Origin of the sequence: Streptomyces sp. NPDC006332 (assembly GCF_040612855.1) — a bacterium.
In the GTDB taxonomy this organism is placed as follows: Bacteria; Actinomycetota; Actinomycetes; order Streptomycetales; family Streptomycetaceae; genus Streptomyces.
Genome location: NZ_JBEXRA010000048.1, coordinates 37,510 through 56,292 on the forward strand (window position 1 = coordinate 37,510; position 18,783 = coordinate 56,292).

19 protein-coding genes are annotated in these 18,783 nt (G+C 70.0%); 14 read left to right on the top strand and 5 right to left on the bottom strand.

What is annotated here, in order from left to right; all coding sequences use genetic code 11:
- Nucleotides 1-56 precede the first annotated feature (56 nt).
- On the top strand, nucleotides 57-647 hold the full coding sequence (locus tag ABZ027_RS33000; protein WP_356774776.1) for a response regulator transcription factor: 591 nt from the start codon (nucleotides 57-59) through the stop codon (nucleotides 645-647).
- Nucleotides 648-724: 77 nt separating this feature from the next.
- Here the strand turns inward: ABZ027_RS33000 and ABZ027_RS33005 are convergent, their stop codons facing one another.
- From ABZ027_RS33005 to ABZ027_RS33015, 3 genes are all read right to left on the bottom strand, one after another.
- Entirely contained in the window at nucleotides 725-1,591 is an 867-nt protein-coding gene (locus ABZ027_RS33005; RefSeq protein WP_356774778.1) for an AfsR/SARP family transcriptional regulator, read from the bottom strand.
- A 211-nt stretch (nucleotides 1,592-1,802) separates the two neighbouring features.
- Nucleotides 1,803-2,267: a hypothetical protein gene (locus ABZ027_RS33010; protein ID WP_356774780.1), complete on the bottom strand. Its 465-nt coding sequence runs from the start codon at nucleotides 2,265-2,267 to the stop codon at nucleotides 1,803-1,805.
- A gap of 75 nt (nucleotides 2,268-2,342) precedes the next feature.
- The gene (locus ABZ027_RS33015) at nucleotides 2,343-3,122 is read right to left on the bottom strand and encodes a cyclase family protein (RefSeq protein ID WP_356774782.1); all 780 of its coding nucleotides are present in this window, start codon (nucleotides 3,120-3,122) and stop codon (nucleotides 2,343-2,345) included.
- Between the two features lie 182 nt (nucleotides 3,123-3,304).
- Between ABZ027_RS33015 and ABZ027_RS33020 the strand changes: the two genes are divergently transcribed.
- The 6 genes from ABZ027_RS33020 to ABZ027_RS33045 all read left to right on the top strand — a co-directional run bounded on the left by ABZ027_RS33020 (nucleotide 3,305) and on the right by ABZ027_RS33045 (nucleotide 7,798).
- Nucleotides 3,305-3,745: a nuclear transport factor 2 family protein gene (locus tag ABZ027_RS33020; RefSeq protein ID WP_356774784.1), complete on the top strand. Its 441-nt coding sequence runs from the start codon at nucleotides 3,305-3,307 to the stop codon at nucleotides 3,743-3,745.
- A gap of 41 nt (nucleotides 3,746-3,786) precedes the next feature.
- Nucleotides 3,787-4,554 (top strand): SDR family oxidoreductase, encoded by a 768-nt coding sequence (locus tag ABZ027_RS33025; protein WP_356774786.1) that lies wholly within the window; start codon nucleotides 3,787-3,789, stop codon nucleotides 4,552-4,554.
- A gap of 91 nt (nucleotides 4,555-4,645) precedes the next feature.
- A complete protein-coding gene (locus ABZ027_RS33030; protein ID WP_356774788.1) occupies nucleotides 4,646-4,981 on the top strand; it encodes an antibiotic biosynthesis monooxygenase family protein in 336 nt (111 codons plus the stop codon).
- A 46-nt stretch (nucleotides 4,982-5,027) separates the two neighbouring features.
- Nucleotides 5,028-6,296 (top strand): beta-ketoacyl-[acyl-carrier-protein] synthase family protein, encoded by a 1,269-nt coding sequence (locus tag ABZ027_RS33035; RefSeq protein WP_356774790.1) that lies wholly within the window; start codon nucleotides 5,028-5,030, stop codon nucleotides 6,294-6,296.
- A complete protein-coding gene (locus ABZ027_RS33040) occupies nucleotides 6,293-7,525 on the top strand; it encodes a ketosynthase chain-length factor (RefSeq protein ID WP_356774792.1) in 1,233 nt (410 codons plus the stop codon). The genes ABZ027_RS33035 and ABZ027_RS33040 overlap by 4 nt, the downstream gene beginning before the upstream one ends.
- Nucleotides 7,526-7,537: 12 nt before the next feature.
- The gene (locus ABZ027_RS33045; RefSeq protein ID WP_356774794.1) at nucleotides 7,538-7,798 is read left to right on the top strand and encodes an acyl carrier protein; all 261 of its coding nucleotides are present in this window, start codon (nucleotides 7,538-7,540) and stop codon (nucleotides 7,796-7,798) included.
- Nucleotides 7,799-7,904: 106 nt separating this feature from the next.
- On the opposite strand, the gene ABZ027_RS33050 is transcribed toward ABZ027_RS33045, so the two are convergent.
- Entirely contained in the window at nucleotides 7,905-10,052 is a 2,148-nt protein-coding gene (locus tag ABZ027_RS33050) for an MMPL family transporter (RefSeq protein ID WP_356774796.1), read from the bottom strand.
- A gap of 185 nt (nucleotides 10,053-10,237) precedes the next feature.
- On the opposite strand from ABZ027_RS33050, the gene rpe reads away from it, so the two are divergent.
- From rpe to ABZ027_RS33075, 5 genes are all read left to right on the top strand, one after another.
- Nucleotides 10,238-10,924: a ribulose-phosphate 3-epimerase gene (rpe, locus tag ABZ027_RS33055; RefSeq protein WP_356774798.1), complete on the top strand. Its 687-nt coding sequence runs from the start codon at nucleotides 10,238-10,240 to the stop codon at nucleotides 10,922-10,924.
- An 84-nt stretch (nucleotides 10,925-11,008) separates the two neighbouring features.
- Nucleotides 11,009-12,052, top strand: a complete 1,044-nt coding sequence (locus tag ABZ027_RS33060) for a sugar-binding domain-containing protein (protein WP_356774800.1) — start codon at nucleotides 11,009-11,011, stop codon at nucleotides 12,050-12,052.
- A gap of 259 nt (nucleotides 12,053-12,311) precedes the next feature.
- A complete protein-coding gene (locus ABZ027_RS33065) occupies nucleotides 12,312-13,754 on the top strand; it encodes a GuaB1 family IMP dehydrogenase-related protein (protein WP_356774841.1) in 1,443 nt (480 codons plus the stop codon).
- Nucleotides 13,755-13,990: 236 nt separating this feature from the next.
- Complete coding sequence (locus tag ABZ027_RS33070; RefSeq protein ID WP_356774802.1) at nucleotides 13,991-15,460, top strand: amino acid permease; 1,470 nt, start codon at nucleotides 13,991-13,993, stop codon at nucleotides 15,458-15,460.
- A 10-nt stretch (nucleotides 15,461-15,470) separates the two neighbouring features.
- Nucleotides 15,471-15,923 (top strand): Lrp/AsnC family transcriptional regulator, encoded by a 453-nt coding sequence (locus ABZ027_RS33075; protein WP_356774804.1) that lies wholly within the window; start codon nucleotides 15,471-15,473, stop codon nucleotides 15,921-15,923.
- 4 nt (nucleotides 15,924-15,927) lie between these two features.
- Here ABZ027_RS33075 and ABZ027_RS33080 read toward each other — a convergent pair whose 3' ends face one another.
- Nucleotides 15,928-16,377, bottom strand: a complete 450-nt coding sequence (locus ABZ027_RS33080; protein ID WP_356774806.1) for a hypothetical protein — start codon at nucleotides 16,375-16,377, stop codon at nucleotides 15,928-15,930.
- A 211-nt stretch (nucleotides 16,378-16,588) separates the two neighbouring features.
- Here ABZ027_RS33080 and ABZ027_RS33085 point away from each other — a divergent pair, with 211 nt between their 5' ends.
- Nucleotides 16,589-17,800 (top strand): MFS transporter, encoded by a 1,212-nt coding sequence (locus ABZ027_RS33085; protein WP_356774808.1) that lies wholly within the window; start codon nucleotides 16,589-16,591, stop codon nucleotides 17,798-17,800.
- A 180-nt stretch (nucleotides 17,801-17,980) separates the two neighbouring features.
- Complete coding sequence (locus ABZ027_RS33090) at nucleotides 17,981-18,769, top strand: carbon-nitrogen hydrolase family protein (protein ID WP_356774810.1); 789 nt, start codon at nucleotides 17,981-17,983, stop codon at nucleotides 18,767-18,769.
- Nucleotides 18,770-18,783: the final 14 nt, after the last annotated feature.

Here is an 18,783-nt window from a genome sequence, read left to right on the forward strand (position 1 = left end):
CTGCCTCCGGCTGCTCGTTCCATAGGGTGCGGCGGTGAAATTCACAAGGGGGAAGAATGGTTCGGGTGTTGATTGCTGAAGAAATGCCGATGATACGCGGCGCATTGGCCGCGCTTCTGAGCTTGGAGCCCGACATGAATATCGTGGCGGAGGTGGGGCGCCGCGACCTGGTCACCTCTGCCGCCATGGCCAGCAGTCCTCATGTGGCCATACTGAACACCGACGGCATAGAGATAGCACCGGAGTTGAGGAGGAAGACGCCGGACATCCAGCTGCTGGTGCTCTCCGCGACAGCCCAGCCCAGGCTGCTTCGCCAGGCATTGTCCGCACAGGTCTCGGGGTTCATCCTCAAGGAGGAGCCGCCGGCCCAACTCGCGGAGGCGGTCCGCAGGGTCGCGGCGGGAGAGCGGATCATCAATCCCAAGTTGGCGCTGAAGGCTCTGGACGCCGACGAGACCCCGCTGACGGCCAGAGAACTCGAGGTGTTACGGCTTTTCGCCAGGGGGTTCGAACCCGCCGACATCGCCGGGTCCCTGTCTCTCCAGGTCGGTACGGTCCGGAATTATCTGACGTCGATAGTGACCAAACTGTCCGCGAGGAACCGGGTGGACGCCATCAGGATCGCGAGCCGGGTCGGTTGGCTGTGACCCGGGGGGGCGTTGGCCCGAAATGCCTGACTGTCCATGGTGCCGCCCCGTAGACGGAGTCCGGCGTGCCAGGAAGATCAAGAGGCTCGTAGTGACACCCCGGCCCGCACGCTCGCGGTCGGTGGCGGGTCGCTGATGGTACGGCGCTCAAAGTCCAGTCCGTCCGCGACCTCGGGTGGGTCGAGCAGCGGGTCCCCGGCGAGCACGGCCTGGTGCAGTCGACGGAGCCTGGCCGACGGTTCGAGACCCAGCTCCTCGATCATCGTGTCGCGCAGTTTCTGATAGGCCTCCAGAGCGTTCCACGCGCGGCCGGAGCGGTGCAGAGCGATCATGAACTGGGCGCACAGGTTCTCGTGCATCGGATACTTCATGGTCAGGTCGGTCAGCTCGCTCAGCAGTTCCGCGTGCCGGCCCATCCTGAGCCGGGCGGTCAAGCGCCCCTCCACCGCCGCGATCCTGGCTTCCGCCAGCCTCATGACCTCCGGTTCGAGGATGCGCCCGGCCTGCACGTCGACCAGAGGCGGGCCGTTCCACAGGGACAGCGACTGGGTGAACAGGTCCGCGGCGGCCGCGTCATCGCCGGCGGCGGCCGCCGAGCGGGCCTTGCCCGACAGCAGTTCGAACTCGTGGACGTCGATCTCGCCTGGCTGTGCTCGCAGCAGGTATCCGTTGTGCTGGGTGACCAGGATGTCCTTGGCCGTCTGTCCGTGGCCCAGCGCGGCATCGAGGTTTCTCCGCAGCTGGAATACGTACGTCTGAAGTGTCGTTGCCGAACTGCGCGGCGGATTGTCTCCCCATATCTCTTCGGTGAGCGTTCCGACGCTGATGATCCGGTTCGCGTTCAGGGCGAGCAGGGAGAGCACTTGCCTCGGTTTGCTGGCACTGGGCACCAAGGAGACCCGGTTTTCCTGGGCGACGAGTGGTCCGAGAGTCCTTATCTGCATGAGAGAGAATCCTTCTTCCCAGCGGATACCGCCCGTTCGGGGAATGATTTCGCCCGTCGGGTATTCGCGTACGACCTCTGATCGCCCAATCCTTGCACGCGAATGGCGGCCACGAACAGTGGCGCCTTCATCTACCGCATGTGACGTTTGAACAGCGGCCTATGAGGGCGTCATCCGAGGGGAATGAGGGGCTCATTTCCCTCCGCGCCGCTCATGTCGCGCAGTTGTCGGCCTGGTCAATCCTGTCGGCCGAGACCTCGGCCGTGGCGGTACCCGTCGGGGTGCCGTCCGGGGCGAAGATCCGCGAAATACCCGAGCTGGTGAAGGTGTCCCCGACCTGGTGCGCCAGTTGGTTCACCTCCACGGATCCCAGGAAGGTCCCCTGCGGGTCGTACAGCCCGTGCGGGATCCTGAAGGAGAAGCGGTTCTTCGCAGTCGGCCACCAGGTGCCCGAGCCGGTTCCGCTGACCTCTCCGGGACCGCCGAGGGCGATACAGGCCTTACCGTCGACGGTGAAGGACAGCGTGGCCCGGTGGCTGCTGTCCGGCAGGTCCACCGTGGCGTCCCAGACACCGGCCGGCGTCGAGCCGCTCCGGGTACCCGGCAACTCCGTGGTGCCGGCGGCAGGCGTGGGAACTGCGGCGCCGAAGGTGAGTGCCAGCAGCAGCGCCGGCACGCAGCTCGCGGTCCTGGTCCGTGGCGCGCGCTCAGGGGAGCGAGTCGCTTTCTGCATCTGCCGTCCGCCCTTCGATCAGTCTTCGACGAGGGCGACGGCCCTGGTCCAACCCGCCCCGGCGCCGGTGATCTTCACGGGGAAGCAGGACACCACGAAGCCGTACGGTTCGGGCAACGCCCCCAGGTTCGCCAGGCGTTCGATCTGGCAGTACTCCCGGTCACGGCCGACGAAATGCGCCGGCCACAGGACCGACCGGTCGCCGGTCTCCTGGTACCGCTTGATGATGTTCCCGAACGGCGCGTCCAGGCTGAACGCGTCCGTGCCGATCACCTTCACGCCCAGATCGAGGAGCATGTGTACGGCGTCACCGTCGAGTCCGACGAAGTCCGTGAAGTACTCCGGGGAGCCCGCCCGCCGGTCGGCGCCGGTGTGGAGCAGGACGATCTCGTTCGGGGAGGGCACGTACTCGATCCGGGAGAAGGCCTTCTCCAGTTCGGGGGGTCCGATCACCCCGGTGTCCTCGTCGGTCAGGTCCAGCACGACACCCCGGTGGTGGAACCACTCCAGCGGCATTTCGTCGATGTGCCGTGGAATCCCGGTTCCGTACGTCGCTCGGGACCCGTAGTGCGACGGGGCGTCGACGTGGGTCCCCGTGTGCGTGGTGAGTGTCATCCGGTCCAACGACAGGAATTCACCCTCTGGCAGGACGGCCGGGTCGAACTCCATCCCGAAATGCTCGCGCATCTCCGCGCTCATGTGCAGGGCACCGTCCCGAGGACTGAGTATCTCGTGCGTCACGGGGTCGGGCTCATATGCGTCGGCATTCACCGGCGAAGACAGATCGATGATGCGCACGGCTACCTCCGGAGATCGGTGTCACGGCGTCATGCACCGTTGTCCGCATCATCTTTGTCCGTGCTCGAGATGCGTTAAAGCGTCGCTCTATCGGTTTCTCGAGCAATGCTCGAACCCGTTCTGTCAGCGTGCGTCCAGGCAGGTTTCTCCCGGCACGACGAGACGGAAGGCAGGCAGCGGCCATGTCCGTGACGACCGAACACCGCACGTTCGAGAAGATCTACGCGGAGGTGCAGCAGTTCTACGCCCGCCATATCCACCTGATGGATGAGGGACGGGCGGAAGAGGCAGCAATGACCTTCACTGAGGACGCCTCCCTGGTCTCCCCGCCGAAGATCACGGAACCGGTCCGCGGCCGCGACGAACTCGCGGTCGGCCTGCGGAAGGCGGCGGACGAACTCGACGCGGAAGGGATCCGCTATCGACGCTGCCACACGATGATGACCGTGGAGCCGCAGCCGGACGGCGGGTTGTTCGTCCGGGCGTACGTGCAGGTGGTCCGCACCCCGCGCGGAGGCGAGGCGAAGCTGCACGCGATGTGCGTGTGCGAGGACGTGCTGGTGCGCGAGAAGGGTGAACTCAGGGTCCGCCGGCGGGTGGTGACCCGCGACGACTGCCTCTGAAGTCGACCGCGGCTGTAGCGGCGGTCTCTAGCTTCGGCGACGTGACCAATTTCGAAGGCAAAGCATCGTCGCGCGGCGTGATCGTCACCGGCGGCGGCACCGGCATCGGCCGGGCCACCGCACGGGCGTTCGCCGACCGCCAGGACCGGGTCCTCGTGGTGGGCCGGTCCGCCGACACACTGACGGAGACCGCCCAGGGGTACCCGAACATCCGGGTCCTGCCCGTCGACATCACCGAACAGGGAGCCGCCGAGACGATCGTCGCCACCGCGCTCCGCGAGTTCGATCGGATCGACGTGGTGGTGAACAACGCGTCGATCGCCGTACCGGCGCCCCTGGAAAAGACGGACACGGCGGCGGTCGGGGAGCTGTTGGACGTGAACCTGTGCGCGCCGATCTCCCTCACCCGATGTGCGCTCGACGCGCTGAGCGCATCGCGCGGCACGGTGGTGAACCTCAGCAGCGCCGGCTCACTCGGGCGCCGCGCCTGGCCGAATTTCTCGCTCTACGGTGCCAGCAAGGTCGCCCTGGATTTCCTCACCCGAACCTGGGCGGTCGAACTCGCTCCCCGCGGTATTCGCGTGGTGTCCATCGCCCCCGGGGTCGTCGAGACGGGGATGGGCATACGAATGGGTTCCAGCTCCGAGGAGTACGCGCAATTCCTCGAATGGATGAAAACGGTCACCCCGCTCGGCCGGGTCGGGCAGCCGGAGGAGATCGCCTGGTGGGTGGTCCAGGTCGCCGAGCCGGAGGCGGGTTTCGCGACCGGCGCGGTACTGGCGGTCGACGGGGGAGCGAGCATCGTCTGAGGACCTCCGGCCGAGCGAGAGTCGAGCTGTCTACGAGAGCAGCCCGGCAGCGTTGAAGTCAGCGAGAACCGTACACGGAGGAGAAACTGACATGTCGGCACAGAAATACGACGCCACCGACAGTGGAGTGGTCACGTTCGTCAACAGGTTCACCGTGCACAGCTCTGCGGAGGAATTCGAGAAGATATTCGTCGAAATCTCCGAGTTCATGGCGCAGCAGCCCGGCTTCATTCAGTACACGCTCTCCCGGAGCATCGACGAGGACAAGCAGGACAGCTACATCAACATCGCCCTGTGGACGGACGTGGCGTCCTGGGAGAAGGCCGTCGCCCATCCCGGATTCCAGGACCACGCCAAGGAGATCCGTGCCCGTTCCACGAACGTCGGGGAGCTCTACGCCCCGCGCCAGTCGTTCTCCGTGAAGTGACCTCACCCCAGCCCGTATGCCAAGCCCGCTGGGAGGTGGTCCAGAGATGAATCGACGTGTCGTGATCACGGGGATCGGTGTGGTCGCACCGGGCGGCACCGGTGCCAAGACGTTCTGGGATCTGGTGTCCGCGGGACGCACCGCGACCAAACGCATCACGTTCTTCGACCCGGCCCCGTTCCGGTCCCAGATCGCAGCCGAGTGCGACTTCGACCCGGCGGGCGAAGGCCTCTCCCCGCAGCAGATCCGCCGCATGGACCGGTCGGCGCAGCTCGCGGTGGTGAGTGCGCGCGAGTGCGTCGACGACAGCGGCCTGGATCCGGGGGTCCTCGACCCCGCGCGGACCGGAGTCGTCGTGGGCAGCGCGGTCGGCTGCACGATGGGGCTGGAGGAGGAGTACGTGGTCGTCAGCGACGGCGGCCGCAAGTGGCAGGTCGACGAGAACTACGCCGTGCCCCACCTCTTCGACTACTTCGTCCCGAGTTCCCTGGCGGCCGAGGTCGCCTGGGAGCTCGGCGCGGAAGGCCCCGTGGCGACGGTGTCGACGGGGTGCACCTCGGGCCTGGACTCCGTCGGGCAGGCCGTCGAGCTGATCGCCGAGGGGGCGGTCGACGTGATGGTGGCGGGCGCGGCCGACGCGCCGATCTCGCCGATCACCATGGCCTGCTTCGACGCGATCAAGGCGACCACGCCGCGCAACGACGACCCGGCGACGGCGTCACGCCCCTTCGACCGGACCAGGAACGGGTTCGTACTCGGCGAAGGGTCGGCGATGTTCGTCCTGGAGGAACTCGAACACGCGCGTCGGCGCGGGGCGTATGTGTACGCGGAGATCGCCGGCTTCGCGTCCCGCTGCAACGCCTTCCACATGACCGGATTGCGACCGGACGGGAGGGAGATGGCCGAGGCGATCCGGGTCGCCATGGCACGCTCCGGGACGGCACCGGAGGACATCGACTACATCAACGCCCACGGCTCGGGCACCCTGCAGAACGACCGGCACGAGACGGCGGCCTTCAAGCGCAGCCTCGGGGACCACGCGTACCGGACACCGATCAGCTCCATCAAGTCCATGATCGGGCACTCGCTGGGAGCCATCGGGTCTCTCGAGATCGCCGCATGCGTGCTCGCCATGAAGTCCGGCGTGGTCCCTCCCACCGCCAACCTGCACGAGCCGGACCCGGAGTGCGATCTGGACTACGTGCCGCTGGTGGCGAGGGAGCGCCGCGTGGACACGGCGCTCAGTGTGGGCAGCGGGTTCGGCGGGTTCCAGAGCGCGATGATCCTGCGAAAGCCTGAAGGGAGGGTGGCATGACGGCCACGGTGGTGACCGGCATGGGTGTGGTGGCGCCGACCGGTCTCGGCACCCGTGAACACTGGCAACGCACGATGCGGGGCGAGTCCGCCATCGGCCCTGTCACCGCCTTCGACGCGCGGCAGTACTCCAGCGGGCTGGCGGGGGAGATCACCGCGTTCGAGCCCGCCGAGCACCTGCCGGCGCGGCTGCTCCCACAGACCGACCACATGACACGGCTGGCGTTGGCGGCGGCTGCCTGGGCCATTGAGGACGCGGCGGTGAACCCAGCCGAACTGCCCGAGTTCGGCCTCGGGGTGGTGACCGCGAGCTCGGCCGGTGGATTCGAGTTCGGCCACCGTGAGCTGGACAAGCTGTGGTGCAAGGGGCCGGAACACGTCAGCGCCTACCAGTCGTTCGCCTGGTTCTATGCGGTGAACAGTGGCCAGATCTCCATCCGCCACGGGATGCGCGGCCCCAGCGGAGTGCTGGTCACCGAGCAGGCGGGCGGTCTCGACGCGGTCGCGCAGGCCCGGCGGCGGGTACGCGACGGCACGGCAGCCATGGTCTGTGGATCCGTCGACGGCTCGCCCTGTCCCTGGGGCTGGGTGGCGAAGCTCGCCGGCGGCCGGATCAGCACCGTCGACGATCCCGCCCGGGCATACCTGCCCTTTGACGTCGACGCCACCGGACACGTCCCGGGCGACGGTGGCGCGCTGTTCGTGCTGGAGGACGAGGAAGGGGCGCGGGACCGTGGCCTGACGACATGGCACGGCGAGATCGCCGGATACGCGGCGACCTTCGACCCGCCGCCCGGCTCCGGCCGGCCCTCGTCGCTGCGCCGGGCGATCGAACTCGCCCTGGCCGACGCTGAGACGGAGCCGGACGCCATCGACGTGGTGTTCGCGGACGGCTCGGGAGTCGCGGAGCACGACCGGGTGGAGGCAGAGGCATTGCGCGCGGTCTTCGGGCCGTACGGGGTGCCGGTGACCGTGCCGAAGACGATGACGGGCCGACTCAGCGCCGGCGGGGCGGCGCTCGACCTGGCCACCGCCCTGCTGGCGCTGCGCCACGGGGAGATCCCGCCCACGGTGAACGTCTCCCGCCCCGTGCCCGAGTACGAGCTCGACCTCGTGACACAGCCCCGGCGCAAGCGGATGTCGGCCGTGCTCGTGGTGGCTCGTGGGCACGGCGGTTTCAACGCGGCCATGGTCGTGACCAGGCGACAGAGTACGAGCGGAACACGGTGAGAGGTGGACGACATGAGTGAGCTGACGCTGACCGACCTGACCACGATCCTGCGGGAGTGCGCCGGTGAGAACGAGACGTCGGCCCTGCGGGGCGGTGAGGTCCTCGACACGGAGTTCAAGGACCTGGGATACGACTCGCTCGCCATGCTGGAGACCGCGGCGCGCATCCAGATCACGTACGGAGTGGTGCTGGCCGACGACGTGGTGGTCGAGGCCAGTACTCCGCGCGAGCTGATGCGCGTGGTGAACCAGTCGATGGTCGAAGGCCCGTGACCACGGCCGGTACGGCCTGACGTGCGGGGCCGCGGGCACGGCGGCCCCGCACATCGTCACTCCGGTCCGTCGGTCCCGCACGGGCACCGCGGTACCCGCTCGCCGTTCACCCGTCGGCCTGACCGACCCTGGCCGGCTCGGGCTCCGCCGGGGGAGCCCCGCCGTCCTCCTCGGCCAGCCGGTGCGGCCACCACACCTTCGGGCCGACGTCCAGGAACAGGGACGGGACCAGTACCGACCGCACCACGAACGTGTCGATCAGCACGCCGAGGGCCACCGCGAAGCCGATCTCCGCGAACGCGACCATGGGGAGGGTGCCGAGGGCGGCGAAGGTGCCGGCCAGGACCAGGCCGGCCGAGGTGATGACCGCGCCCGTCGTCGCGAGGCCCGTCACCACACCCCGGCGGGTCCCCTGACGGGCCGCCTCCTCGCGGATCCGGGTGGTCAGGAAGATGTTGTAGTCGATGCCCAGGGCGACCAGGAAGACGAACACGAACAACGGGAAGTCGGTCGACTCGCCCGCGTAGTCGAACAGGTGGCGGAACGCGAGCGCGCTGAGGCCGAGCGCCGCCGCGAACGACAGGATCACCGTCCCGATCAGCAGCAGCGCGGCGATCAGGGCGCGCAGCAGCAGGCCCAGGATCAGCAGCACGACGAGCAGCACCAGCGGGATGATCAGCAGGTTGTCGTGGGTGGTCGCCTTGTCCATGTCCAGCAGGGCGGCCGTGCCGCCGCCCACCTTCGCGTCCGCGTCCGGCACCGCGTGCACGGCGTCGCGGACCCGCTCCACGGTCTGTTTCGCCGCCTCACTGTCGGCCGGGTCGCTCATGGTGGCCTCGAACAGCACCTTGCCCTCGAAGAAGGGCTTCGTGCCCGGTGGCAGGCCGAGCGAGGTGGGGACCACGCCCCGGGTGGCGGCGACCGTGTCGGCGACCTGCCGGGCCTGTGCCTGGTCGCTGACGACGATCAGGGGATCGCCGCTGCCCGCCGGGAAGTAGCGTGCCGAGACCTCCTGGCCGACGATCGAGTCCGGTTTCCCGGTGAACGCGTCCGCGTTGCTGATGCCCTCCGCGCGCAGTTGGATCAGGCCGAGCGAGCAGACCGCGAGCACCAGCGCCGTCACGCCCCAGACCAGGCGCGGACGCCGGGCCATCCGGCGGCCCAGCCGGGCCCACACGCCGCGCTCGGTCGGGTCGGGGGTGCCCAGGTGCGGGATCACCGGCCAGAAGATCCAGCGGCCGAAGATCACCAGCAGGGCCGGGAACAGGGTCGTCATCGCCAGCAGGGCGACCGCCACGCCGATCGCGGCGACCGGGCCGAGACCGCTGGTCGAGTTCATCTCGGCGGCCAGCAGCATCAGCATGCTCAGCACGACCGTCACGCCCGAGGCCAGCACCGCCGGACCGGCGCGGTGCATAGCCAGCGCCATCGCCTCGTGCCGGTCCTCGTGACGGCGCAGCTCCTCTCGGTAGCGGGCCACGAGCAGCAGTGCGTAGTCCGTTCCCGCGCCGAAGACGAGGACGGTGAGAATGCCGGCGCTCTGGCCGTTGACGGTCAGGCCCGCGTGCTGTGCCAGCAGGTAGATCAGCGCCTGCGCGGTGAACAGGGCGACGATCACCGACAGCAGCGGGACCAGGATGAGGGTCGGGCTGCGATAGGTGAGCAGCAGCATCACGATGACGACGCCCATCGCCGAGACCAGCAGCGTGGAGTCGATGCCCTCGAAGGCCTCGGAGAAGTCCGCCGAGGTGCCGCCCGGGCCGGTGATGTGCACGGCGAGGCCTCCGCCGCCCTCGCCGACGACGTCCCGGATCGAGTCGACGGCGGGCGCGATCCGCTGCCAGCCCTGCTCGTCCATCGTGATCGGTACCAGGATCTGGGCGGCGCGCGGATCGGTCGGCCGGTCGTAGACGGGGCCCCGGGTCTCGGCGCCGCGGATGCCGTGGTCCGTCAGCTGCCTGAGCTGGGCCGCGTCCGCGGTGATCCGTGTCCGGTCCTGGGCGCTCAGGCCGCTCTCGCGGGCGTACACGACGGCCGCCGGGATCTGCTCCGGCCTGAAGTCCTCGGAGATCTGCAGGACTTGGGTCGACTCGGCGGAGCCGGGCAGCCAGGAGGCCGCGTCGTTGTCCTGGGCGTCGGTCAGCTTCTGGGCGAGCGGTGCCGTCAGGAACAGGGCCACCAGCCACAACGCCAGCACCAGCCACTTGGCACGCCGCCCGCACACCAGGTGCGCGACGCCTCGCTTCGCGTTCATGGACGGCCCCGGAAACCGTCCGCCGACCGTGCCTGAGGCCGGACATCGGACGGGGTGCGGGACGCGACGTGGCGCGGTCCGCTCACGCGGGCGCGCCCAGCCACGCACGGTGCGCGGCGTTCATCCGACGGTATCCACGTCGGACCGATGCCGCCGACCCCCACGGGGCATGGGAGGCTTGGGTCATGGCCGCGCAGATCAACCCCAGCATTCTGTCCGCCGACTTCGCCCGCCTCGCGGACGAGGCGAAGGCGGTCGAAGGAGCCGACTGGCTTCATGTCGACGTCATGGACAACCATTTCGTCCCGAACCTCACGCTCGGTGTGCCGGTCGTGGAGTCGCTGGCCCGTGCGACGGACACTCCGCTGGACTGCCATCTGATGATCGAGGCGCCCGATCGGTGGGCGCCCCAGTACGTCGAGGCCGGGGCCTCTTCGGTCACCTTCCATGTGGAGGCGGCCGCCGCTCCGGTCCGGCTCGCCCGGGAGATCCGCGCCAAGGGCGCCCGCGCCTCCATGGCGCTGAAGCCCGCGACGCCCATCGAGCCGTACGAGGATCTGCTTCCCGAACTCGACATGCTGCTGATCATGACGGTCGAGCCGGGCTTCGGGGGACAGGCGTTTCTCGACATCATGCTCCCCAAGATCCGCCGCACCCGCGAGTTGATCAACAAGCACGGTCTCGAGCTGTGGCTCCAGGTGGACGGCGGAGTCTCGGCCTCCACCATCGAGCGCTGCGCGGACGCGGGCGCCGACGTGTTCGTCGCGGGGTCGGCGGTCTACGGGGCATCGGACCCGGCCGAGGCGGTACGTGCATTGCGCACCCAAGCCGAGGGGGCGGCCGCCGCGGCGAGCTGGGCGTGCGGCCACTGAACCAAGGGAACGTGAACGGCTCCCATCAGGGCCGATCGAGTGCGCCGGATCTGCAAGGATGAAGGCGAATCCAGAATGTGAACAGTGAACAGCAGTGAGGAGATCGCCGTGTCGGGTATGTCGGCGGGCCGGTCAGCCATGCGGATGGGGCCCGCTGAGCTGGTGCAGGCGGCGGCCATGGCCCGCCGCTTCTACCTCGAGGGCAAGTCCAAGATCCAGATCGCGGAGGAGTTCGGCGTCAGCCGCTTCAAGGTGGCCCGGGTCCTGGAGACCGCGCTCGAAAGGGATCTCGTACGGATCGAGATCCGGGTGCCGGCCGAACTGGACGCGGAGCGCTCCGACGCGCTGCGCGCCCGTTACGGCCTCAGGCACGCCGTCGTGGTGGAGTCCCCGGCCGAGGCCGAGGAGACACCCGACCCGGAGAACCTGGGAGAAGTGGCCGCCGAACTGCTCGGCGAGCTCCTGAACGAGGGCGATGTGCTGGGCCTGGCCTGGGGCAGGTCCACCATCCACATGGCGGCGGCGCTGGACCGGCTGCCGCCCTGCACGGTCGTGCAGCTGACGGGTGTGTACGACGCCGGGACGGCGGAACGCGGGTCGGTCGAGGCGGTCCGCCGCGCCGCCCAGGTGTCCGGCGGCGACGCCCACCCCATCTACGCGCCGATGCTGCTGCCGGACGCGGCCACCGCCCAGGCGCTGCGTCACCAGACCGGGATCGCCCGGGCCTTCGAGTACTTCGACAAGGTCACGGTCGCCTGTGTCTCCATCGGTTCCTGGGAGCCGGGCATCTCGACGGTGCACGACATGCTCAGCGACGAGGAGCGCTCGCACTACGCCTCGCTCGGTGTCGCCGCCGAGATGTCCGCGCACCTCTTCGACGCCGAGGGCCGCCGGGTCGGGCGGGACCTGGGGGAGCGGTGCATCACCGTCAAGGCCGACCAGCTCCGCCGTATCCCCGAGGTCGTCGCGATCGCGGGCGGGCAGCGCAAGGCGGCGGCCATCGACGCGGTACTGCGGTCGGGGCTCGTCACCAGCCTGGTGACGGACACCTCGGCGGCGGACTACCTTCTGGCGGCGGGGCCGACGCCGAAGTCGGCCTTCAACCGGACCGACCCCGACGGGATCTGACGAACCGTCACCGCAGGCGGCCGTGGCGGCACAACCGCCGCGGCCGCCTGCCGCATGGTGGAGGTGTCCACCGAGGCGGCGGACCGGCTCCCCGCCTCTGTGGCGCCCCCCTTGGAGGTTCCTCCTAAAGGCCATCTGACCTGCCTGGATGTTTCGACCGGGGACCGCTTTCCAGCCGACATGGGACAATGAGGTACGTGCTCTTCCCCCTGGCTGACCTGTCCGGGGGCCACCTCTGATCGACTGGGATGTGCAGCACGTGCGTTTCCTCAACGACATCCAGCCCCCGTACGACCTGACGTACGACGACGTGTTCATGGTGCCGAGCCGCAGCGCGGTCGGCTCCCGGCAGGACGTGGACCTCAGTGCCCCGGACGGTACGGGCACCACGATCCCGCTGGTGGTCGCCAACATGACCGCCATCGCCGGGCGCCGTATGGCGGAGACGGTCGCCCGGCGCGGCGGTCTGGTCGTCATCCCGCAGGACATCCCGATCGAGGTCGTCACCGAGGTCGTCTCCTGGGTGAAGAGCCGCCACCACGTCCTGGACACGCCGATCGAGCTGGCCCCGCACCAGACCGTCGCCGACGCGCTGTCCCTGCTGCCCAAGCGTGCGCACAACGCCGGTGTGGTCGTCGACGGGGACCGGCAGCCGATCGGTGTGGTCACCGACCGGGACCTGGCCGGTGTGGACCGCTTCACCCAGCTCGAAGTGGTCATGTCCAAGGACCTGTTGCTGCTCGACGCGGACATCGACCCGCGCGAGGCCTTCAACCGGCTGGACGCGGCCAATCGCCGCTACGCGCCCGCCGTCGACCGGGACGGCCGCCTCGCGGGCATCCTCACCCGCAAGGGCGCCCTGCGCGCCACGCTCTACACCCCGGCCGTGGACGCGCGCGGCGGGCTGCGCATCGCCGCCGCCGTCGGCATCAACGGCGATGTCGCGGGCAAGGCCGAGGAACTGCTCGACGCGGGCGTCGACACCCTCGTCATCGACACGGCGCACGGCCACCAGGAATCGATGATCAGCGCGATCAAGCTGGTGCGCGACCTCGACCCGCGGGTGCCGATCGTCGCGGGCAACATCGTCGCCGCGGAGGGCGTCCGGGACCTGGTCGAGGCGGGCGCCGACATCATCAAGGTGGGCGTGGGCCCCGGCGCCATGTGCACCACCCGGATGATGACCGGCGTCGGCCGCCCGCAGTTCTCGGCGGTCCTGGAGTGCGCCGCCGAGGCACGCAAGTACGGCAAGCACGTGTGGGCGGACGGCGGCGTACGGCACCCGCGCGACGTCGCCATGGCACTCGCCGCCGGCGCCTCCAACGTGATGATCGGGTCCTGGTTCGCGGGCACCTACGAGTCCCCGGGCGACCTCCAGCAGGACGCCGACGGCCGCCCCTACAAGGAGTCGTTCGGCATGGCGTCCGCGCGTGCCGTCGCCCACCGCACGTCCGAGGAGTCGGGGTACGACCGGGCCCGCAAGGGGTTGTTCGAGGAAGGCATCTCCACCTCCCGGATGTTCCTCGACCCGGCCCGGCCGGGCGTCGAGGACCTGATCGACTCGATCATCGCCGGCGTCCGCTCCTCCTGCACCTATGCCGGCGCCGGCTCCCTGGAGGAGTTCGCCGAGAAGGCCGTCGTCGGCATCCAGAGCGCCGCCGGCTACGCCGAGGGCAAGCCCCTGCACGCCAGCTGGGGCTGAGCGGCTCACTTCTACGACGCAACGGTCGAAAGCCGCCGCGCAACGAACGTCCGCCCAGCCCCGAGGAACGCAATGATCTTGCGCGGGTGCGCAAAGTTGCCACAGTACACGGGCAACGCCATCCCATAGGGTCATGCCCTGTACATGGCGTGGCGGGGACCCCGCTCGGTGGTCCCTGCTGTCAGGGTGCCACCGGTTCCCGCCGCACCGACAGGCAGCGACAAAGGAGCCAGCGCGTGCTCGACCAAGGCGCACCCCCGCACAACCGTGGCCGTACCGCCCCCTCGTCCCCCGGCCTCGGTGCGCGTCTCATGCGTCGCAAGCCGGTGGAGAACCTGGTCGCGGAGGGCGGCCAGGGCGAGGGCGGCAGCCTGCGCCGCTCCCTCGGGCTGTGGCAGCTGACCATGATCAGCATCGGTGCCACCCTGGGCACCGGCATCTTCGTGGTCCTCGGCGAGGCCGTTCCCAAGGCGGGCCCGGCGGTCACCCTGTCCTTCGTGATCGCAGGTCTCACCGCGTTGTTCTCGGCGCTGTCCTACGCCGAACTGGCGGGCACCATCCCGGTCGCCGGCTCCTCGTACTCGTACGCATACGCAACGATGGGCGAACTGATCGCCTGGGTGTGCGGCTGGTGCCTGGTCCTGGAGTACGGCGTCTCGGTCGCCGCCGTGGCGGTCGGCTGGGGCGAGTACCTGAACGAACTGCTCGACGGGACGATCGGCGTCACCATCCCCGACGCGCTGTCCGCCCCGCCCGGCGACGGTGGCGTCTTCAACCTGCCCGCACTGATCGTCGTCCTGCTCGCGATGGCCTTCCTGCTGGGCGGTGCCCGCGAGTCGGCCCGCGCCAACACCGTCATGGTCACCGTGAAGATCGCCGCGCTGGTGCTGTTCTGCGCCATCGGCCTCCAGGGCTTCCGCTCGGGCAACTACGACAACTTCATGCCGCTCGGCATGGCCGGCGTCAGCGCCGCGGGCGCCACGCTCTTCTTCTCGTACATCGGCTTCGACGCCGCCTCCACCGCCGGTGAGGAGGCGAAGAACGCACAGCGCGACCTGCCGCGCGCGATCATGCTCTCGCTGGTCATCGTGACCGCCCTGTACGTCCTGGTCGCCGCCGTCGCCGTCGGCGCCAAGCCCTGGCGGCAGTTCACCGACTCCGAGGCCGCGCTCGCCCAGATCATGCGCGAGGTCACCGGGCAGGGCTTCTGGGGCACGCTCCTCGCGTTCTGCGCGGTCGTCGCCATCGCGAGCGTCGTCCTGACCGTCCTGTACGGCCAGACCCGCATCCTCTTCGCGATGTCCCGGGACGGCCTGGTGCCCAAGGTGTTCGCCCGCGTCCACCCCAAAACCGGCACGCCCCGCGCCAACACGCTGATCGTGTCCCTGTTCTGCGGTGTCCTGGCCGCCGCCGTGCCGCTGGGCCAGCTCGCCGACGCCACCAGCATCGGCACGCTGTTCGCCTTCGCGCTGGTCAACGTGGCCGTGGTCGTGCTGCGCCGCACCCGACCCGACATGCCCCGTACCTTCCGGGTACCGCTGTCGCCCGTCCTGCCGATCGTGGGCTTCGGCCTGTGCGTGTGGATGATGGGCAGCCTGTCCGCCGTCACCTGGGTCGTCTTCGGGGTCTGGATGGCCGTCGGGCTCGTGGTCTACTTCGGGTACGGCCATCGCCGCTCCCGTCTCGCCACGCCCGGAACGAAGTGAACCACCCGCAGTGCTGAACGATCTCGACGAACGCATCGTCCACGCCCTCGCCGAGGACGCCCGCCGCTCCTACGCGGACATCGGCCAGTTGGTCGGCCTGTCCGCGCCGGCGGTGAAACGCCGGGTCGACCGGCTGCGTGCCACCGGGGCCATCACCGGTTTCACCGTCCGGGTGGACCCGGCGGCGCTCGGCTGGAAGACCGAGGGGTTCGTCGAGATCCACTGCCGCCGCAACACCTCGCCGGAGACCATCCAACGAGGCCTGGAGCGCTACCAGGAGGTCGTCGCCGCGTCGACCGTCACCGGCGACGCGGACGCGATCGTCCAGGTCTTCGCCTCCGACATGCGGCACTTCGAGCGGGTCCTGGAGCGGATAGCGGGGGAGCCGTTCGTGGAACGGACCAAGTCCGTGCTGGTCCTGTCGCCCCTGCTGCGCCGCTTCTCGTCGGGCTCGCCAACTTGAGACGTTACTCCGCGTCCCGCCGGACGGCCGAGAGCAGCCGCTGTACCGCGGCCGCGTGCCCGCCCGTGCCGATGACCAGCAGCCGGTAGGGGACGCCGAACGGGCCGGGGAACCTCGCCCGGGTCTCGGCCCGCAGCCGGGTCCGCCCCGGCCCGGCCTCGTCGAGCCGGAAGACCAGGGCGTACGTCGAGAAGCGGTGGCGCCCGACGAGGACCAACTCCCGGCCCGGGCGCGCCAAGGCCACGCGAAGCCCCGTGAAGGTCGAGCCCTCGGCCACCGGCCGAGGCCCGGACACCGTACGGTCGGCGCAGCCGAGCAGACGCCCGAAGCGGGCCGACCGGCCGCTCCCGAAGGACCGGTCCAGGGCGTCACCGATACCCCGCCAGACGGCGGCGGGCTCCGCCGCGACGACCGTCGTGTGCTCGTCCACATGTGGTAACGCGGCGATCTCCATATGTCCTCCCAGGTTCGCCGATGACATCCACCGTAACCGCGGCGGGCCGACGAGCCGATGGGGCGCCGACGGCAATCCACTCGGCCCCACGCCCCACCCGGACTACCATCGGTGTCATGACCTGGCGACATTGATTCCCCAGCCGTGCCTCCCGAGGGCCACCTCGGACGCCGCACATCCGGCGTCCGATTCGTCCCTTCGGGAAGGCCTCATGACACTCTCACCCACGCGTGTGTCCGCCACCGGCGTCCGCCGCCTCACGGCCACGCTGTACGGCTACGCGTTCCTCGACGACTTCGTGCTGCTCTACCCGGTGTACGCGCTGCTGTTCGCCGACACCGGCCTGTCGATCTGGCAGATCTCCTCCCTGTTCGCCCTGTGGTCCGTCACCGGCGTCCTGCTGGAGGTTCCCTCCGGCGCCTGGGCGGACGCGGTCTCCCGCCGGCTGCTGCTGTGGCTCGGCCCGCTGGTCACCTCGGTCGGCTTCGCCCTGTGGGTCCTGGTCCCGTCGTACTGGGCCTTCGCGGTCGGCTTCGTGCTGTGGGGCGTGCGCGGAGCGCTGGGCTCCGGTGCGCTGGAGGCCCTGCTGTACGAGGAACTGGTCCTGCTGGGCGCGGGCGACCGCTATGCCCGCCTCATGGGCCGGGCCAGGGCCGTGGGACTGCTGGCCGTGATGGCGTCGATGGCGGCGGCCGGGCCCGTGTTCGCCTTCGGCGGCTACCTGGCGGTCGGCGCGGCAAGTGTCCTGGCCTGCCTGCTCTCCGCGCTGACCGCGACCCGGTTCCCGGAGCACCGGACACCGGGAACCGGCGGTGACGGCTGGGCCGCGACCCTGCGGGACGGACTCGTCCAGGCCCGCGGTGACCGGTCGCTGCGCCGGGCGCTGCTGCTGGTCCCGGCCGTCGGCGCCGTGTGGGGCGCGCTCGACGAGTACACGCCGCTGCTGGTCCGGGACACCGTCGTACCTGACCAGGTGGTCCCGTACCTGCTCCTGCTGGTCTGGGCGGGCGCCACGGCCGGGAGCCTGCTGGCCGGTCCCGCCGAGCGCCTCGGCAACCGCGGGCTGGGACTCCTGCTCGGGGCCGCCGCGCTCGCCCTGGCCGTGGGAGCGGGTGCGCGGACACCGGTCGGCCTGGTCCTGGTGGCCCTCGCCTTCGGCGGTTTCCAGCTGGCGACGGTGCTCGCCGACGTCCGCCTCCAGCACCGCATCGAGGACACCGGGCGGGCCACCCTGACCTCGGTCGCGAGCCTGGGCACCGAACTGGCCACCATCGCCGTGTTCGGCGCGTACGCGACCCTCTCCCAACAGGCCTCCCACGGCACCGTGTTCGCGCTGTTCGCCGTGCCCTACCTGGTCACGGCCCTGCTGCTGACGAACGGCACGCGGACCGCCACGACGCGAGGGCGGCGGTCCGGCCGGTGAGATGAGGTGAAGGGCCGGGCGGTGGACGACCGGGGCACGCAACGAATCGCCGCCGTTCGCGCCTAGCGCGCAACGATCGGCGCAGGAGCGCGCAACAGCTGCTTCTTGTCGGGCCGAGCCCGCCGCCCGTACCGTCTACGTGGCCCCCACAACCACCCTGCCGCCCGGTGAGGAACACGCATGCGCACCGCCCTGCTCCAGAGCTCCGGCCACCCCGGCTCGATCGCCGCGAACCTCAAGGTTCTCGACGAGGCCGCGGGCCGTGCCGCCGCCGCGGGCGCCGGACTGCTGGCCGCGCCGGAGATGTTCCTCACCGGGTACGCGATCGGCGACGACATCGGCCGCCTCGCCGAGCCCGCCGACGGTGACGCGGCGGACGCGGTCGCCGAGCTCGCCACCCGGCACGGCCTCGCCCTCGCCTACGGCTACCCCGAGCGGGCCGGCGAGGCCGTCTTCAACTCCGTCCAGCTGATCGCCGCCGACGGCACCCGACTGGCCAACTACCGCAAGACCCACCTCTTCGGCTGCTTCGAACGCGACCACTTCACGCCGGGCGACCAACCCGTCGTACAGGCCGAACTGAACGGCCTCCGCGTCGGCCTGATGATCTGCTACGACGTGGAGTTCCCGGAGAACGTCCGGGCCCACGCCCTCGCCGGTACCGACCTCCTCGTGGTGCCGACCGCGCAGATGCACCCGTTCCAGTTCGTCGCCGAGTCGGTGGTGCCGGTGCGGGCCTTCGAGAACCAGATGTACGTCGCGTACGTCAACCGGGTCGGCCAGGAGGGGGAGTTCGAGTTCGTCGGGCTCTCCACCCTCGCCGGACCCGACGGGGTCGCCCGCACCCGGGCCGGCCGCACCGACGAGCTGCTGCTCGCGGACGTCGACCCCGCCTTCCTCGCCGCCTCCCGCGCGGCCAACCCGTATCTGAAGGACCGGCGCCCCGGCCTCTACGGGTCCCTGACCTGACCTGCCCCGCCCCA

Excerpts from the sequence above, each read along its gene's own strand:
- ABZ027_RS33000 (WP_356774776.1), top strand. The coding sequence starts at position 57 with ATGGTTCGGGTGTTGATTGCTGAAGAAATGCCGATGATACGCGGCGCA.
- ABZ027_RS33005 (WP_356774778.1), bottom strand. The coding sequence starts at position 1,591 with ATGCAGATAAGGACTCTCGGACCACTCGTCGCCCAGGAAAACCGGGTC.
- ABZ027_RS33020 (WP_356774784.1), top strand. The coding sequence starts at position 3,305 with ATGTCCGTGACGACCGAACACCGCACGTTCGAGAAGATCTACGCGGAG.
- ABZ027_RS33030 (WP_356774788.1), top strand. The coding sequence starts at position 4,646 with ATGTCGGCACAGAAATACGACGCCACCGACAGTGGAGTGGTCACGTTC.
- ABZ027_RS33035 (WP_356774790.1), top strand. The coding sequence starts at position 5,028 with ATGAATCGACGTGTCGTGATCACGGGGATCGGTGTGGTCGCACCGGGC.
- ABZ027_RS33040 (WP_356774792.1), top strand. The coding sequence starts at position 6,293 with ATGACGGCCACGGTGGTGACCGGCATGGGTGTGGTGGCGCCGACCGGT.
- ABZ027_RS33045 (WP_356774794.1), top strand. The coding sequence starts at position 7,538 with ATGAGTGAGCTGACGCTGACCGACCTGACCACGATCCTGCGGGAGTGC.
- ABZ027_RS33050 (WP_356774796.1), bottom strand. The coding sequence starts at position 10,052 with ATGAACGCGAAGCGAGGCGTCGCGCACCTGGTGTGCGGGCGGCGTGCC.
- rpe (WP_356774798.1), top strand. The coding sequence starts at position 10,238 with ATGGCCGCGCAGATCAACCCCAGCATTCTGTCCGCCGACTTCGCCCGC.
- ABZ027_RS33080 (WP_356774806.1), bottom strand. The coding sequence starts at position 16,377 with ATGGAGATCGCCGCGTTACCACATGTGGACGAGCACACGACGGTCGTC.
- ABZ027_RS33085 (WP_356774808.1), top strand. The coding sequence starts at position 16,589 with ATGACACTCTCACCCACGCGTGTGTCCGCCACCGGCGTCCGCCGCCTC.
- ABZ027_RS33090 (WP_356774810.1), top strand. The coding sequence starts at position 17,981 with ATGCGCACCGCCCTGCTCCAGAGCTCCGGCCACCCCGGCTCGATCGCC.